Here is a 17,090-nt window from a genome sequence, read left to right as displayed (position 1 = left end):
AGGCCCTCGTCATCCATGTGCCGGGGGCTTTTTTTTGGCTGTTTTTTGGAGAAGAGAAAGATGTGGAAACTTGTACTCGGATTTATCGTGATCGCAGGCCTGGCCCTGTTCCTGTTGAACAAGGGCGGCGACATAGACCTCGGCGGTGAAAAACACGGCGCCTTGCAGGCGCCCTTCGCGGCCCGCGCTTGAGTGTGAATGAATGCAGTGGATGCGTCTCCAGTTGAAGGACATCGCCGCGCCCGTGCCCGAAACAGGTGCATTGGCGGCAAAAATGGGGTAAATTGAATCAGAGGCGACAAAAAAGTACTAACACCTGTCTCTGCGCCATGCACAAATGTCTGTGCCCCACGGCGTTTTTACTGGAGAACAGCTGATGATTTACACCAAGACGGAATTAGGCCAATCCGCACTGCAGGACCGTTCCATCCCGATGACGCCGCGGCAGCGCTCCGCCTTCATCATGTTTGACGGCAAGCGCAGCATGGAGGAGGTGGTCAAGGCCACCACGGGCCTGGGCGTCACGGCGGAAGACATCGCCCACCTGTTGACCTTGGGCCTGCTCGCGCCGGCCGCGGCGCAGCCGCCAACCGTGGCCGCCGCCCCGGCGCCGGCCGCATCCGCGCAAAATGCCGACGGATCGCCCACGCTGACGGCGCAGGAACACTATTCAAGGGCTTACCCGATCGCGACCCGGCTCACCGCCGGCCTGGGCCTCAGGGGTTTCCGGCTCAACCTCGCGGTGGAGGCCGCGGGCGACATCGACAAGCTCAAGGAGCTGGCGCCCAAGATCAAGGAAGCCGTCGGTCCCGAGAAGTTCAAGGAACTCGAAAACGCCCTCTACTTCTGAGCAAACCTGCACGGCTTGACGGCGGGTTTGCGAATTCACAAGCAGGGGCCGCGATCCGGCTACGCCGGGCGCAAGGCGCCTGTCCCCCACAGGGGAAGGGGACGCTACACGCAGTGAGCGTCAGCAGGGGGGACTCTCTTCACAAGCAGGGGCCGTGATCCGGCTCCGCCGGGCGCAAGGCGCCTGTCTCCCACAGGGGGAGGGGACGCTACACGCAGTGAGCGTCAGCAGGGGGGACTCTCTTCACAAGCAGGGGCCGTGATCCGGCTCCGCCGGGCGCAAGGCGCCTGTCCCCCACAGGGGGAGGGGACGCTACACGCAGTGAGCGTCAGCAGGGGGGACTCTCTTCACAAGCAGGGGCCGTGATCCGGCTCCGCCGGGCGCAAGGCGCCTGTCCCCCTAGGGGGAGGTGACGCTACACGAAGTGAGCGTCGGCAGGGGGGTGCTATCTACCTCTTAAATTTGCCGTCGGTGCCGATGATGGACAGGTCGGCGAAGTCCAGGCCGGTGTGGTCTTCGGGGGAGTAGCTCACTTCCAGCCCGCCCAAGTCGTACTTGCGCATGCCTTCAAGTGCCGCCTGGATTTTTTCGCGCGTGGGTTTAGCGCCGGCCCGGCGCAGGCCTTCCACCAGTACCTTGGCCGCGGCAAAACCTTCCAGCATGGCGGGGCTCACCTCGCTCTGGCCCTTGGCCTTGGCCAGTTCCTGGGCTTCCTTGACCATGGGGAAGGCGATGGAGCGCTCATACGGAAAGACCTGGGTCACGATGACGCCGCGGGCATTGTCGCCCAGGCTTTTCACAAAGCCCCCCGAGGCGTTGTTTGACAGCGTGACGATCTGCGCAGTGGAGCCTGCCGCGCGGAAGGCCTTGATGCCGTCGACCACGGCCTGGCCCGAGGCCACCATGATGACGGCCTGCGCGTTCGACTGGTAGACCTTGGGTGCGATGGGCCCGAAGTCGGGTTTGCTGCGGTCGAATTTTTCGAGCACGGCCGGTTGCAGCTTGGCCGTGGCCAGGCCTTTCTGCGCGCCCATGACACCGTCGGCGCCGAAGCTGTCGTCGGCATGGACGATGCCGATGCGGGTGATGCCCATGGAGTGCAGGTGGGTGACCGCTTTTTCGGCTTCGCGCTGGTAGGTGGCGCGCACGTTGAACACATGCTTCTTGACCGGCTGGTGCAGCACCATGGCGCCGGTGGACGGGCCTACCAGCGGTATGCCGTATTTTTCGAGCAGGGGAAGAATGGCCTCGGTGTGCGGCGTGCCGCGCGTGAGGAACAGGGCGACCACGTTCTGCTCTTCCACCAGCTTGCGCGCGTTCTCGGCCGCGAGCTTGGGCTCGAACTTGTCGTCGAGCGAGACCAGCTCGATCTTCTGCCCGTTCACGCCGCCCTTGGCGTTGACGGCGTCGATGTAGAGTTTGGCGCCCTCGGTGGTTTCCTTGACGCCGGCGCCCACGGGGCCGCTGAAGCCGGCGGTCTGCCCGACCAGGATTTGCGCCTGGCCCAGCTGGCTCAGGACGGCCATCGCGAGGGCCGCGCACCAGCGCTTGCTTGTTGACATGGTGTGTCTCCTTGATGAATCGATCCCAGACCGCCAAAGTTAAACATGAAAGTGCAAAAACCGTCAGCAGGAAAACCAGAATGCGCCCTAATTGCCGGCGGCAAAAGTGCACAAAAGGGGCATTAATCCTCACGCCCCGCACGGCCGGAGGCTTTGCCTAGAATGTTTGACCTCTTCAGGAAAGACCGCACTCATGTCCCAGGGAACCATCCGCATCCGCGGCGCGCGCCAGCACAACCTCAAAAACATCGACCTCGACATCCGCACCGGTGAAATGACGGTGGTGACCGGTCCCAGCGGCTCGGGGAAATCCTCTCTGGTGTTCGACACCCTGTTCGCCGAAGGCCAGCGCCGTTACGTGGAGACTTTCTCGGCTTATGCGCGCCAGTTCCTGGACCGCATGGACAAGCCGGCCGTCGACAAGGTGGAGGGCGTGCCGCCTGCCATCGCCATCGACCAGACCAACCCGGTGCGCAGCTCGCGCTCCACCGTGGGCACCATGACGGAGCTCAACGACCACCTGAAGCTGCTCTACGCGCGCGCCGCACAGCTGTTCGACAAGCAGACCGCGCAGAACGTGCGCCACGACACGCCGGAATCGATTTACGCCGAACTGATGGCGCGCACCAAAGAAGGCGACCCGCGCGTGGTGCTGACCTTCCCGGTCGAGCTGCCGGGCAACACCAGCGCCGAGCAGGTCGAGCAGTGGCTGTCGGTCAGCGGCTTCACGCGCGTGCATGCCCAGCGCGACGTCGCCACACCGGCCGGGCCGCACAAACTGCTCGACGTGGTGGCCGACCGCTTCCGCACGCACGCGGTGGAAAAATCCCGCGTGATGGACGCCATCGAGACGGCACTGAAGCGCGGCGGCCGCCTGAATGTCTACGTGCAGCATGCGGAAGATGGTCATCCCGATGTGATGTGGCGGTTTTCGACGGGCCTGCATTGCCCCGACAGCGACCTGCGCTACACCAACCCCACGCCCTCGCTGTTCTCCTTCAACTCGGCCATGGGCGCCTGCGAAACCTGCCGCGGCTTCGGCCGCGTGATCGGCGTGGACTACGGCCTGGTGATTCCCAACGACAAGCTGACCCTGCGCGCCGGCGCCATCAAGACCATACAGACTCCGGCCTGGAAAGAAGCGCAGGACGACCTGATGCGCCACGCCGAGGCGGCGGGCATTCCGCGCGACACGCCCTGGTACAAGCTCACGCCGGCGCAACAGGGCTGGGTCATCAACGGCATGCCGGGCTACAAGGACGGCAGCTGGAAAAAGCAGTGGTACGGCATCAAGCGCTTTTTCGAATACCTCGAAAGCAAGGCCTACAAGATGCACATCCGCGTGCTGCTGTCCAAGTACCGCAGCTACACGCCTTGCGAAACCTGCGGCGGCGCGCGGCTCAAGCTCGAATCGCTGCTGTGGCGCCTGGGCTCCAAGGAAGCGGCCGACGCGGTGCTGCCGCCCAGCCAGCGCTTCATGCCGGTGGGCGTGCACTGGAGCCGCGAGCAGCTCGAGGCCCTGCCGGGCCTGGCGCTGCACGACCTGATGCGCCTGCCCATCGACCGGCTGCGGCAGTTCTTCAGCGGCCTCTCGCTGAACGTGATGGGCGACGACGCCGAGCTGCAGGCGCTTAAATCGCTGTTCGAGGAAATCCAGACGCGCGTGAAATACCTGTGCGACGTCGGCATCGGCTACCTCACGCTGGACCGGCAAAGCCGCACGCTCTCGGGCGGCGAGGTGCAGCGCATCAACCTCACCACCGCCTTGGGCACCTCGCTGGTCAACACGCTGTTTGTGCTCGACGAGCCCTCCATCGGCCTGCACCCGCGCGACATGAACCGTATCACCCAGGCCATGCACCGCCTGCGCGATGCGGGCAACACCCTGGTGGTGGTCGAGCACGACCCGGCCGTGATGCTGGCGGCCGACCGCCTGATCGACATGGGACCCGGCCCGGGCGAGAAGGGCGGGCAGATCGTGTTCGACGGCACACCCGACGACATCAAGCATGCCGACACGCTGACCGGCGCCTACCTGGGTTCGCGCAAGCAGGTGGGCATGGGCTTCAAGCGCGCGGTGACCGAGAACACGCCGCGCCTGATCCTCGAAGGCGCGCGCGACCACAACCTGAAGAACCTGACGGTGGACTTCCCGCTGCAGCGCCTGGTCTGCGTGACCGGCGTCAGCGGCTCCGGCAAGTCCACGCTGATGCAGGACATCCTGGCGCCGGCGCTGCTGCGCCAGTTCGGCAAGGCGACGGAGACGCCGGGCCTGCACGACCGCCTCATGGGCGCCGACCACCTGACCGACGTGGTGTTTGTCGACCAGTCGCCCATCGGCAAGACGGCGCGCTCCAACCCGGCCAGCTATGTGGGTGCCTGGGACGCGGTGCGCGACCTGTTCGCGCTGGCGCCGCTGGCCAAACAGCGCAGCTACACCGCCACCAAGTTCAGCTTCAACAACGGCGACGGGCGCTGCCCGACCTGCGGCGGCTCGGGCTTCGAGCATGTCGAGATGCAGTTCCTGAGCGACGTCTACCTGCGCTGCCCGGACTGCGACGGCAAGCGCTACCGCGCCGAGATCCTGGAAGTGACGATAGAGCGCAAGGCCATCGGCGACCTCAAGCCGCGCCTGCTCAATGTGTCCGATGTGCTGAATCTGACGGTCAGCGAGGCCATCGCACTGTTCGCGCAGGACCGCGAGGTGGTGCGTGCGCTGCAGCCCATCGTGGACGTGGGCCTGGAATACGTGAAGCTGGGCCAGCCCGTGCCCACGCTGTCGGGCGGCGAGGCGCAGCGCCTGAAGCTCGCGGGTTTCCTGGCCAATGCCAGCAAGACCACCAGCGCCAGCAAACAGGCGCTGGCGCTCAGGCAGCCGGGCCGCGGCACGCTCTTCTTGTTCGACGAGCCAACGACTGGTTTGCACTTCGACGACATCGCCAAGCTGATGCGCGCGCTGCGCAAGCTGCTGGAGGCCGGCCACTCGCTGATCGTGATCGAGCACAACCTCGACGTGATCCGCTCTGCCGACTGGCTGATAGACCTGGGCCCTGAAGGCGGGGAGGCCGGCGGCCTGCTGGTGGCCCAGGGCACGCCGGAAGAGGTGCGCCAGCATCCCACGTCCCACACCGCACTCGCGCTGCGCGAATACGAGCAGGCCATGGGCAAGGTGCACGGTGTGGAAGAGTCGCGGCCCAAGGTCTGGGCTACGCGGCCGGCCTTCTCCAACCTGATCCAGATCGTCAACGCGAAAGAGAACAACCTCAAGAGCCTGTCGGTCGACATTCCGCGCGGCAAATTCAATGTGGTGACGGGGGTGTCGGGATCCGGCAAGTCCACGCTGGCCTTCGACATCCTGTTCAACGAAGGGCAGCGGCGTTACCTGGAATCGCTGAACGCCTATGCGCGCAGCATCGTGCAGCCGGCGGGCCGGCCCGAGGTCGACGCCGTGTACGGCATCCCGCCCACCGTGGCGATTGAACAGCGGCTGTCGCGCGGCGGGCGCAAGTCCACCGTGGGAACCACCACCGAGGTCTGGCATTTCCTGCGCCTGCTGTATGTGAAGCTGGGCGTGCAGCACTGCACCAAAGAGGGCGCGGCCGTGATGCCGCAAAGCCCCGAAAGCATCGCGGCGCAGCTGCTCAAGACCTACCGCGGCCAGCACATAGGTCTGCTGGCACCGCTGGTGATCGCGCGCAAGGGCGTCTACACCGAACTGGCCGACTGGGCGCGCCCGCGTGGCTACACGCATTTGCGCATCGACGGCGAGTTCTTGCCGACCACGGGTTTCCCGCGCATTGACCGCTTCAAGGAACACACGGTGGAGCTGCCGATCGCCGACATCCGTGTCTCGCCCGAGAACGAGGCCGCGCTGCGTTCGGCGCTGGCCACCGCACTGGAACACGGCAAGGGCGTGGTCCACGTGCTGGCGCCGCTCGATGGTTTGCGCGGCGCGATGATGGCCGGCGCCAGCGCCAAAAACATCGGCAAGCTGATCGCGTTTTCGACCAAACGCGCCTGCCCGGTCTGCGCAACCTCGTATGCCGAGCTCGACCCCCGCCTCTTCAGCTACAACAGCAAGCACGGCTGGTGCCCGGATTGCGTGGGCACGGGCGTCAAGCTCACCAAGGAACAGCGCAAGGTGTTCGACGACTCGGTGATGGACGACGACAACAAGGGCCGTGAACAGAGTTTTGCCGAACCCGAGGTGGAAGACCTGGCCGGCACCGCCTGCCCGGGCTGCGCGGGCACGCGCCTGAATGCGACGGCGCGCGCGGTGAAGTTCGCCGGCGTCGGCATTGCCGACATCGCGGCGCTGTCGGTGACCGACGTGCGGCGCTGGGTCGAAACACTCGCGCTGCTGGGCCGCGAGGCCGGCATCGCGCGCGACCTGATTCCCGAGATCAAGAGCCGCCTCGAATTCCTCGAGGACGTGGGGCTGGGCTACCTCACGCTGGACCGCGGCGCGCCCACGCTTTCGGGCGGCGAGGCGCAGCGCATACGCCTGGCGGCGCAGCTGGGCTCCAACCTGCAGGGCGTTTGCTACGTGCTGGACGAGCCGACGATCGGCCTGCACCCGCGCGACAACCAGATTTTGCTGAGCGCGCTGGGCAAGCTCAGCGACCGCGGCAACACGCTGGTGGTGGTCGAGCATGACGAAGACACGATTCGCCGCGCCGACAACATCATCGACATCGGCCCCGGCGCGGGCAAGCGCGGCGGCACGCTGGTGGGGCAGGGCACGGCGGCGCAGCTGTCGGCCATCCCCGAGTCGCTGACGGGCCGCTACCTGGCGAACCCCTTGATCCACCCCTTGCACGCCCGCCGCGAAACGCGCAAGGGCGCTGCGCCGGTGGACGTGGTGGAGGCGGCCGTCACCGACGCCAACGCCAAGCCCGTGAGCAAGCAGAAGGCGGCTTTGCTCAAGGCCGCGGCACTCAAAGCCGCCGCGGCCAATGCCAGCGCGCTGCACAACGCGGCGCCCGCCGCGGCCAGCAAATTCACCTCCTGGCTCACGGTGGTCAACGCCGACCTGCACAACCTCAAGGACGTGTCGGTCACGGTGCCGCTGTACCGCCTGGTGGCGGTGACGGGCGTGTCGGGATCCGGCAAGTCGACGCTGGCGCGCGACGTGCTGCTGACCAATGTGCACGCCGGCGTGATGCAGCGTTCGACCAAGTCCGGGCGCGATGCCGACGACAGGGGCAAGACGCCTGACTGGACCGGCTGCGAACGCATCGAAGGCTATGCGGCCGTGGACCGCGTGCTGGAAGTCGACCAGACGCCGATCGGCAAGACGCCGCGCTCCTGCCCGGCCACCTACATCGGTTTCTGGGACACGATACGCAAGCTCTTCGCCGACACGCTGGAGGCGCGCGCGCGCGGCTACGGCGCCGGGCGCTTTTCGTTCAACACCGGTGAAGGCCGCTGCCCGACCTGCGAAGGCGCGGGCGTGCGCACCATCGGCATGAGCTTTTTGCCCGACGTGAAGGTGCTTTGCGAAACCTGCCACGGCGCGCGCTTCAACCCTGAAACCCAGGCCGTGACCTGGCGCGGCAAGAACATCGGCGACGTGCTCAAGATGGAAGTGGACGAGGCGGTGGACTTCTTCTCCTCCATGCCCAACATCAGCCACCCGCTGCAGCTGCTGAAAGACGTGGGCCTGGGCTACCTGACGCTGGGCCAGCCCTCACCGACGCTGTCGGGCGGCGAGGCGCAGCGCATCAAGCTGGTGACCGAACTGAGCAAGGTGCGCGACGACATCACGCGCCGCGGCCAGAAGGCGCCGCACACGCTGTATGTGCTGGACGAGCCCACGGTGGGCCTGCACATGGCCGACGTCGAAAAGCTGATCCACGTGCTGCATCGGCTGGTCAACGGCGGCCACAGCGTGGTGGTGATCGAACACGACCTCGACGTGATCGCCGAAGCCGACTGGGTGATCGACCTGGGCCCGGATGGCGGGAATGCGGGTGGGCGTGTGGTGGCCTCGGCGCCGCCGGAGGCGGTGGTCAAGCAGGGGACGCACACGGGCAAGGCCTTGAAGAGCGTGCTCGAGCGGACCGCCGGATAGCCGGGGTCTTACGGTTTTTTGCGTGCGGTGATGGCTCCGGCCGCAGGCTGCACACCGATGGCCGGCGTGCCGGCAACGACGCCGCCACCGGCCGGCTTGGCGGAAGCAGGCGCCCCGAGACCGGCGGAATAGGCGCCGGCGCCGCCGGCTTTCTGGATGGCTTCCGCAACTGCTTTGGCTTCTGCGGCTTTCTTGGCGGCAGCGGCGTCGGCAATCGCTTTGTCTTCGGCGGCCTTCTTGGCGGCGGCTTCAGCCAGCGCCTTTTTGGCTTTTTCCTCTTCAGCCTTCTTCTTGGCTTGGGCCAGAGTTTGCGCTGGCGCCATGGCGCCATAGACCAGGCTGGAACGCTTCATTTCGTGGTGTGGAGGTGGCGGCTTGATAAGAAAGGCGCCGGCATTGCCCATGTGAACTGTCTTTTTTCCAGTGCTCATGTTGGTCTCGATGTCAAAACCACCCTGGTCGTCTTCAAAGCTCTCCCAGAGGCTGCCTTCATATATCCAGGCCCCCGTGTAGGCGGACGTTTGATTACCGCCGCCACCGCCCTGTCCGGCGCCACCGCCGCCGGCACAGCCTTCGCCGTCGTTGTTGCAGCCATGCTGTTTTTCGTAAGCGGTCAGTGCCCACGACTGGCCGGCCATCATCAGTGCGGCCAGGAGAGCGAGATGTTTGAGTTTCATATAAGTCCTTAAAAATCCTGAATGGAGTGTTGATAAATGCGCTTTGCGTTTTGCGCTGTTGCGCTGTGGCGCACATCAGTCGCAAATGAATCCCAAATGGTTCAAGCAACTTTTCGCGCCAGCGCATGGACTTTTCACAATCCGTGCCACGGAAAAAATCCAGTCAAATCAACATCTTTTAAATTGAGGGTCAAGCGGAGGCGTCGGCATAGGCCGACAGGCGTCTTCAGCCCCGTCAAAATATCCAGCAAATTCAAGAGCCTGTTTCGTCGGCAAGCGCCGACAGATTCCGGGTGGCGAGCGACGGAGGCCTGTTTCGAGGCCGGCAGGAACCCCGATCTGGTATTCAGGTGTTGCCCTGATGCGCCAAGGCCGATCGGCGGGCATGATGGCCGCTATTCCCAAAAACAACGGAGACATTCCCATGCACCGCCGCCATTTACTTCAATCCGCCGCCGCATTGGCGATGCCTGTGATCGGCGCCGCCGCGCTGGCGCAGACCTTTCCCGTCAAGCCCATCAAGCTGGTGATCGCCTTCCCGGCCGGCGGGCCGACCGACATCACCATGCGCTCGCTGGCCGATAACGCCGGCAAGATCCTGGGCCAGCCGGTCATCGTCGAGAACAAGCCCGGCGCGGGCGGCACCTTGCCGGCCCAGCAATTGCAAAGCGCGCAGGCCGACGGCTACACGCTGGCGCAGATTCCGCTGGGCGTGTTCCGCCTGGGCTACACGACCAAGATCAACTGGGACCCGGTCAAGGACATCAGCTACGTGATCAACGTGACGGGTTATGCCTTCGGCATCGTGGTGCCGGCCGACAGCCCGTTCAAGACCTGGGCCGACTTTGTGGCCTATGCCAAGGCCAATCCCGGCAAGCTCACCTACGGCTCTACCGGCACGCTGACCAGCCCGCACCTGACGACGGAGCTCATCGCGCAAAAAGCCGGCATCGAGCTGCAGCATGTGCCCTACAAGGGCAGCTCTGATTTGATGCTGGCGCTGGTCAGCGGCCAGCTGATGGCGGGCGCCGACAGCACCGGCTTTGCGCCGCAGGTGGAGGCCGGCAAGCTGCGCGTGTTGAACACCTGGGGCGAAAAGCGGCTGGACAAATTCCCGAATGCGCCCACCCTCAAGGAGCTGGGCTATGACATCGTGCAGAACTCGCCTTTCGGTTTAGGCGCGCCCAAGGGCACGCCGCCCGAGGTGGTCAGGCGTTTGCACGATGCCTTCAAGAAAGCGATGGAGGAGCCCAGCTACGTGGCGGCCCTGGCCCGCTACGACATGCTGCCCAACTACCTGAGTTCGGCCGACTACACGAAGTTCGCGCAGGACACGGTGGTCCGAGAGAAGGCACTCATCGACAAGCTCGGGCTTGCGAAACCCAACTAACTAACGCTCAGCGCTCAACGCCGGAAAGTACGAATACTTCGTCGGCGAGTTGGTCGGCCAGGCTCGGTGCTACGCCCGCGCCAAAAATCAACCGGTAAATGATGGGGGCCATCATGTGGTCCAGCACCTGCTGCACCGTGGGGGTGGTCTCGCCGCGGGCCTGGGCGCGCTTGACCAGCACGGTGGCTTCGTTGCGGCGGTTCTTCAGGCAGTTGGTTTCTTCCGAGCCGGCCAGCGCGGCCGCTGCCTTCAGCATCGAGGCATTGCCGGGCTTGTTGAGGTGGGTGATCAGCTCCCTGGCCCAGGCCGCGAGTTCGGCTTTCAGGTCGCCCGTCTCTGGCAGGGGGCGATTCGGGTCCAGCCGCTGCGTGGCGGTTTCGCCCAGCAGCCCGTTCACGTCGCCCCAGCGCCGGTAAATGCTGGAGGCGCTGACGCCGGCGCGCTCGGCCACGGCCGGCACGGTGACCTTGTCGCGGCCTTCCTGGGCAATCAGCTCTTCGAGCGCCTTGCGCACCACGGCCTGGACCTGGGCGCTGCGGCCGCCGGGGCGTTTGACCTGGAGTGTTTGTGAAGTGCTCATCAGGGCGAATTTTAACCTAAAGCAACGATCTTTGCGTTAATTTTGAAATCGGCGTAGAATTTACAAACGCAAATAAATTCGCTTTAAGAAAGTCGAGTGCTCCCCATGACGACCCCTGCTGCTCCCTCATTGCCACCCTCGTCCCGTTCAACGCCCGCCCGCTGGCAACTGCCACCCGCCGCCGCTTTCCCGCTGTTGGCCATCTTGCTGTTCGCGTTCTTCGTGGCGGGCAGTGCGCCTTCACCGCTGTTTGTCGTGTTCCAGCAGCAATGGGGCTTTTCGCCGGCGCTGCTGACGGTGGCGTTCGCGATTTACGCGATTGCGCTGCTGGCCTCGCTGCTGGTGGCCGGCTCGCTGTCCGACCACATAGGCCGGCGCCCCGTGGTGTTTACCGCCTTGTTGCTGCAGGCCGGCGCGATGCTGACTTTTTTGCTGGCCGAGGGCATCAACGGCATCATCGCGGCGCGTGTCGTGCAGGGTATCGCGACCGGCATGGTCAGCGGCGCGCTGACGGCGGCGGTGGTGGAAGCGGCCCCTGCCGCACAAAAACGCCTGGGCGCGATGATAGGCAGCGTCTCGCCGCTGGCGGGCCTGGCCGTGGGCGCGCTGCTGACCGGCATCGCCGTGCAGTTCGCGCTGCACCCGGTGCCGCTGGTGTTCGGCGTGCTCGCCGCCATTTGTATTACGGGTGCGGTGGCGACGTTGTTCCTGCCCGAAAGTGCCACGCCGCGCCCCGGTGCGCTGGCTTCGCTGGTACCGCGTATTTCGATACCCGTGCAGGCGCGCGCCGAGTTTGTGCGCGGCGTGCCGACGATGCTGGCCGTCTGGTCCTTCGCGGGTCTCTACCTCTCATTGGTGCCTTCGATGCTGCAGCAGATCTTCGGCATCCACAACGGCATCGTCAACGGGCTGGCCATTTCGACTTTTTTCGGCCTGGGCGCCGTGTCGCCGACTTTGCTCCGCCGCCTGTCGCCCGTGCGCATGAGCGCCTTGGGCATGGCTTTGCTGGCCGTGGGCGCCGGCGGGGTGGCCGTGTCGCTGGCCACGCATTCGGTGGCGCTGTTTTTCGCGGGCACGGCCTTGGCCGGTTTCGGCGGCGGCTCGGCTTTCTCGGCCCAAGTCCAGACATTGGCCCCGCTGGCACAGCCGCAGCAACGCGCCGAACTGTTCGCGGCGCTGTACGCCACCAGCTACCTGGCGTTCAGCGTGCCCGCCATGCTGGCCGGCCGGCTGATTGCGCCGCTGGGCCTGCCGGCCACGGCCGAGGGCTATGCGGGCCTGGTGCTGGCCGTGGCCGCGCTGGGCGCCTGGCTGCGCTGGATTTCGCTGCGCCGCGCGGGCGCCCTCGGTTAGTCCAATAGCGCTCGGGCTACCTCGGTAAAACCGGCGCCGCGCTCGCCGCGCGTCACATAGCGCGGCAGATGTGCGAGCTGCGGCACAAAACGCGCGATGTTGGCCACGCCCACGCTGTTGGCAAAGGTCTTGAACATCAGCTGGTCGTTGGTCGAATCGCCTACGTAGACCCAGTTGTCCATTTCGGCATCGAGATCCTGCTGCCAGAGCTGTCGGACAATCCAGCGCGCGCCTTCGAGCTTGTTGTGGTCGCCGTACCAGCCGTTGATGTGGATGCTGCTCACGGTGGCGTGCATGCCCTCGCTTTTCATGAGCGCCACCACGGCGGCGATCTGCGCGTCGCTGAGTTGCGTGAATTCGCTGTGGTCGATGGCAATGTCGGTCTCGCGGCCCGGTGAATCGGTGGCGCGGTGCACGCCCGGCAGTTCGCGTTCGATGCGCGCCAGCACGGCCTGCATGCGGCTGAAGTTGGCGCTGCGTGTGGTCGCATCCTGCTGGTAGATCTTGGCCAGCGGCCGAGGCGGGGGGCTTTTGGCATCCGGCAGCAGGGCCACCGCGCCGTTCTCCGCCACGATGGCATCGACAGGCCAGCGCGCCGCGAAAGGCTCGCTCCAGCCGACCGGGCGGCCGGTGATGGCTACGATCTTGAACCCGGCGGCTTTCAATTCACCCAAAGCTTCCAGCGCATCGGGGGTGATCTCCCCTTCGGTGGTCAGTGTGTCGTCGATATCAGTGAAGACGCCTGTAATGCGGCGGCGCTCTGTAACAGGCCAGCGGGAAAATTCTTGCATGGTGAAATTTTCGCACGGCTCTTGCTCGCGGCTTTCAAAGGCTGAGCGGGCCCCGGGGCGGTAATTCCGTTTTCAATTCGAAGCGAGAGTAGTAGGCGCGCCGCCGCAGACAGTGCTACAGCACGGCAAGGCGGTGCAACGACCTATCGCTTTGAATTGGAAATGGAATTACAATCGTGGCTTCCTGAGGAGCGTTGCAAGCCACATCACGTGGACCAGGCTCAGGACTTCATTGCAACCACGCTCACCCGCATGTGCTCTCTCAAGCCGGGTGAATGACTGAATTCCCCCTTCCTTGAATGCCGCATGCCCGTGGCGATTTTGCCCAGTTACTACGTTTGATTATTGGAGAACCGTATGAGCGCCGTCCTGAAACCTTCCACCGACCACATCATTGCCGACATCTCGCTTGCCGCCTGGGGCCGCAAGGAACTGAACATCGCCCAGACCGAAATGCCCGGCCTGATGGCCATCCGCGAAGAGTTCGCGAAGGCGCAGCCGCTGAAGGGCGCGCGCATCACCGGTTCGCTGCACATGACGATCCAGACCGGCGTGCTGATCGAAACCCTGCAGGCCCTGGGCGCTGACGTGCGCTGGGCTTCGTGCAACATCTTCTCGACGCAAGACCACGCCGCCGCCGCGATCGCCGCCGCCGGCACGCCGGTGTTCGCCATCAAGGGCGAAACCCTGGCCGACTACTGGGACTACACCCACCGCATCTTTGAATTCAGCGGCGCCAAGGGCACGCCTGAAGAAGGCCCCAACATGATCCTGGACGACGGCGGCGACGCGACGCTGCTGATGCACCTGGGCACCAAGGCCGAGAAAGACGCGAGCCTGATCTCCAAGCCGACCAGCGAAGAAGAAATCTGCCTGTTCAACTCGATCAAGGCCAAGCTCGCGCAGGACCCGACCTGGTACAGCCGCCGCCTGAAGAACATCATCGGCGTGACCGAAGAAACCACCACCGGCGTGTTGCGCCTCAATGAAATGTCGGCCAAGGGCACGCTGGCCCTGCGCGCCATCAACGTCAACGATTCCGTCACCAAGTCCAAGTTCGACAACCTCTACGGCTGCCGCGAATCCCTGGTCGACGCGATCAAGCGCGCCACCGACGTGATGGTGGCCGGCAAGGTCGCGCTCGTGGCCGGCTACGGCGACGTGGGCAAGGGCTCGGCCCAGGCCCTGCGCGCACTGAGCGCCCAGGTGTGGGTGACCGAGATCGATCCGATCAACGCCCTGCAGGCCGCGATGGAAGGCTACAAGGTCGTGACCATGGAATACGCCGCCGACAAGGCCGACATTTTCGTGTCCGCCACCGGCAACAAGAACGTGATCACCTACGACCACATGGCGAAGATGAAAGACCAGGCCATCGTCTGCAACATCGGCCACTTCGACAACGAGATCGACGTCGCCGCGCTCGAAAAATGCACCTGGGAAGAGATCAAGCCGCAAGTCGACCACGTGATCTTCCCCGACGGCAAGCGCATCATCCTGCTGGCCAAGGGCCGTCTCGTGAACCTCGGCTGCGGCACCGGCCACCCGAGCTTCGTGATGTCGTCCAGCTTCGCCAACCAGACCATCGCGCAGATCGAGCTGTTCACCAAGCAAGCCGACTACGAAGTGGGCAAGGTTTACGTGCTGCCCAAGCACCTGGACGAAAAGGTCGCGCGCCTGCACCTGAAGAAGGTTGGCGCGGTGCTGACCGAGCTGAGCGATGAGCAGGCTGCGTACATCGGTGTCAGCAAAGCCGGCCCGTACAAAGCCAATACCTACCGCTACTGATCTTTTGTGGCTACTGCGCGACCCGATAGCGGCGTTGCGGGTCCCGATCAGGCAATCCTCATGCACCTCAAGTGCATTGCGGTTGCCTGACGCCCGCGCCTTGCTCTCGAGCCGCTCGCTACGCCCTTGAGGCTGTTGTTGGAATACCGGAACACTACATGCGCGCTGACCTCTTCCTCGTCGACCACGGCCATGCCGCCACCCGCTCGCAGGCCCAGCGCCTGATTGCATCGGGCGTGCAGTGGCGTGCGGAGGCGGAGGCGCCCTGGAAAAAAGTCGCCAAGAACGGTGACGAGATCCCGGAAGGCGCGGAGCTTCAGCTGCTGGACACCACGGAAGCCAAATACATCTCGCGCGGCGGGCTCAAGCTCGAAGGCGCGCTCAAGGCCACGGGCCTGTCCGTGGCCGGCCTGCGCTGCCTGGACATCGGCCAGTCGACCGGCGGTTTCACCGACTGCCTGCTGCAGCACGGCGCCGTGCAGGTGGTGGGTGTCGACGTGGGCCACGGCCAGCTGCATGCCAGCCTGCGCGAAGACCCGCGTGTTGTTTGCATCGAAGGTGTCAATGCGCGTTCCATGACGGCCGCCGACCTGGTGGCCGGCCATGCGGGCGATAGCGGCGACATGGATTTTTCGGATGACTTCGATGCTGACGACGAAGGCGACGAAACCCCGTCCATCGAAGCCGACTTCGACTTCCTGACCGGCGACTTGTCCTTTATCTCGCTGACGCTGGTGCTGCCTGCCGTGGTGCGCCTGCTCAAGCCCGGCGGCGACCTGCTGATGCTGGTCAAGCCGCAGTTTGAGCTGCAGCCCGGCCAGATCGGCAAGGGCGGCATCGTGCGCGACCCTGCCCACTTCGAGTTCGTGGAAAAGCGTTTGCGCGATGCCTGCGCGGCACTGGGGCTTGAAGTGAAAGCCTGGCTGGCTTCGCCGATTGAAGGCGGTGACGGCAACCGCGAATTTTTCATCCAGGCCGTCAAAGGCGATGAGGTGGCGGGTGAAGACCAGCCGCTACCGGCCGCGCCGCAGCGCAAGGTCGCCAAGCGGGTTCCGCGCGCCGAAATGCGCGCCTCCCGCGCGCCGCACGAGGACTCCGAACTCGCGCATGCAGGCCAGCCCGGACCCGCGCGCGGCAAACGGCGCGACAAAAAAACCGACAACGAGTGAGAGATACGTGATGAACCTGCCCCTCAGCTTTGAATTCTTCCCGCCCAAGACGCCCGAAGGCGCGGCGAAACTGCGCGTGGCGCGCCAGGCGCTGTATGCGCACAAGCCCGAGTTCTGCTCGGTCACCTTCGGCGCCGGCGGCTCCACGCAGGATGGCACCTTCGGCACCGTGAAGGAAATCCTCGACGAAGGCGTGGCCGCGGCCTGCCATTTCTCGTGCGTGGGCGCGACCAAGGCCACGGTGCGCGTGCAACTGGCCACGCTGCGGGCCATGGGCGTCAAGCGCCTGGTGGCGCTGCGCGGCGACCTGCCCAGCGGCTACGGCGCCGGCGGCGAGTTCCATTACGCGAGCGACCTGGTGGCCTTTATCCGCGAGGAAACCGGTGACGCGTTCCACATCGAGGTAGCGGCCTACCCCGAGGTCCATCCCCAGGCCCGATCGGCCGACGCCGACCTGCAGGCCTTCGTCAAAAAGGTCAAGGCTGGCGCCGATTCGGCCATCACGCAGTATTTCTTCAATGCCGACGCCTACTTCCGCTTCGTTGACGACGCGCAGGCGCTGGGCGTGGACGTGCCTGTGGTGCCCGGCATCATGCCCATCATCAGTTCCACGCAGCTCATGCGCTTTTCCGACGCCTGCGGCGCCGAGATCCCGCGCTGGATACGCCTGCGCCTGCAGGGCTTCGGCGACGACACCGCGTCCATCAAAAGCTTCGGCCTGGACGTGATCACCGGCCTGTGCGAGCAGCTGTATGCCGCGGGCGTGCCCGGCATCCATTTCTACACGATGAACCAGGCCGCGGCGACGACCGAAATCATCGGGCGGCTGCAGCAGCGGGCCTGAACTCGGCCACCCA

General features: G+C 65.1%; 12 protein-coding genes and 1 riboswitch. Of the genes, 8 read left to right on the top strand and 4 right to left on the bottom strand.

Annotated features, from left to right (window positions below; genetic code table 11):
• Window positions 1–60 precede the first annotated feature (60 nt).
• The gene (locus tag AC1D0O_RS18790; RefSeq protein WP_477655011.1) at window positions 61–192 is read left to right on the top strand and encodes a hypothetical protein; all 132 of its coding nucleotides are present in this window, start codon (window positions 61–63) and stop codon (window positions 190–192) included.
• A gap of 184 nt (window positions 193–376) precedes the next feature.
• Complete coding sequence (locus AC1D0O_RS18785; protein WP_477655010.1) at window positions 377–850, top strand: hypothetical protein; 474 nt, start codon at window positions 377–379, stop codon at window positions 848–850.
• Between the two features lie 449 nt (window positions 851–1,299).
• Here AC1D0O_RS18785 and AC1D0O_RS18780 read toward each other — a convergent pair whose 3' ends face one another.
• The gene (locus AC1D0O_RS18780) at window positions 1,300–2,412 is read right to left on the bottom strand and encodes an ABC transporter substrate-binding protein (RefSeq protein WP_477655009.1); all 1,113 of its coding nucleotides are present in this window, start codon (window positions 2,410–2,412) and stop codon (window positions 1,300–1,302) included.
• Window positions 2,413–2,605: 193 nt separating this feature from the next.
• On the opposite strand from AC1D0O_RS18780, the gene uvrA reads away from it, so the two are divergent.
• Entirely contained in the window at window positions 2,606–8,485 is a 5,880-nt protein-coding gene (gene uvrA / locus AC1D0O_RS18775) for an excinuclease ABC subunit UvrA (protein ID WP_477655008.1), read from the top strand.
• 8 nt (window positions 8,486–8,493) lie between these two features.
• On the opposite strand, the gene AC1D0O_RS18770 is transcribed toward uvrA, so the two are convergent.
• Window positions 8,494–9,162: a hypothetical protein gene (locus AC1D0O_RS18770; RefSeq protein ID WP_477655007.1), complete on the bottom strand. Its 669-nt coding sequence runs from the start codon at window positions 9,160–9,162 to the stop codon at window positions 8,494–8,496.
• A gap of 424 nt (window positions 9,163–9,586) precedes the next feature.
• On the opposite strand from AC1D0O_RS18770, the gene AC1D0O_RS18765 reads away from it, so the two are divergent.
• The gene (locus tag AC1D0O_RS18765; RefSeq protein WP_477655006.1) at window positions 9,587–10,552 is read left to right on the top strand and encodes a Bug family tripartite tricarboxylate transporter substrate binding protein; all 966 of its coding nucleotides are present in this window, start codon (window positions 9,587–9,589) and stop codon (window positions 10,550–10,552) included.
• A gap of 7 nt (window positions 10,553–10,559) precedes the next feature.
• On the opposite strand, the gene AC1D0O_RS18760 is transcribed toward AC1D0O_RS18765, so the two are convergent.
• The gene (locus AC1D0O_RS18760) at window positions 10,560–11,132 is read right to left on the bottom strand and encodes a TetR/AcrR family transcriptional regulator (protein ID WP_477655005.1); all 573 of its coding nucleotides are present in this window, start codon (window positions 11,130–11,132) and stop codon (window positions 10,560–10,562) included.
• Window positions 11,133–11,237: 105 nt separating this feature from the next.
• On the opposite strand from AC1D0O_RS18760, the gene AC1D0O_RS18755 reads away from it, so the two are divergent.
• Window positions 11,238–12,485, top strand: coding sequence for an MFS transporter (locus AC1D0O_RS18755; protein WP_477655004.1), 1,248 nt, complete (start codon window positions 11,238–11,240; stop codon window positions 12,483–12,485).
• Here AC1D0O_RS18755 and AC1D0O_RS18750 read toward each other — a convergent pair.
• Complete coding sequence (locus tag AC1D0O_RS18750) at window positions 12,482–13,276, bottom strand: HAD family hydrolase (protein WP_477655003.1); 795 nt, start codon at window positions 13,274–13,276, stop codon at window positions 12,482–12,484. The two genes, AC1D0O_RS18755 and AC1D0O_RS18750, sit on opposite strands and share 4 nt — an antisense overlap.
• A 180-nt stretch (window positions 13,277–13,456) precedes the next feature.
• Window positions 13,457–13,529: riboswitch (S-adenosyl-L-homocysteine riboswitch) on the top strand.
• Between the two features lie 104 nt (window positions 13,530–13,633).
• On the opposite strand from AC1D0O_RS18750, the gene ahcY reads away from it, so the two are divergent.
• The 3 genes from ahcY (at window position 13,634) to metF (ending at window position 17,077) form a co-directional block, all read left to right on the top strand.
• A complete protein-coding gene (gene ahcY / locus AC1D0O_RS18745) occupies window positions 13,634–15,064 on the top strand; it encodes an adenosylhomocysteinase (RefSeq protein ID WP_477655002.1) in 1,431 nt (476 codons plus the stop codon).
• 158 nt (window positions 15,065–15,222) lie between these two features.
• Window positions 15,223–16,233 carry a TlyA family RNA methyltransferase gene (locus AC1D0O_RS18740; RefSeq protein ID WP_477655001.1) on the top strand — a complete coding sequence of 337 codons (1,011 nt, stop codon included), beginning with the start codon at window positions 15,223–15,225 and terminating at the stop codon, window positions 16,231–16,233.
• A gap of 10 nt (window positions 16,234–16,243) precedes the next feature.
• Window positions 16,244–17,077, top strand: coding sequence for a methylenetetrahydrofolate reductase [NAD(P)H] (metF, locus tag AC1D0O_RS18735; protein WP_477655000.1), 834 nt, complete (start codon window positions 16,244–16,246; stop codon window positions 17,075–17,077).
• The last annotated feature ends 13 nt before the right edge of the window (window positions 17,078–17,090 follow it).

The sequence above is a fragment of the Polaromonas sp. P1_F2 genome (assembly GCF_056405735.1).
The sequence above is the reverse complement of the archived record's forward strand: the minus strand, read 5'-3'. Positions and strand labels throughout refer to the sequence as shown.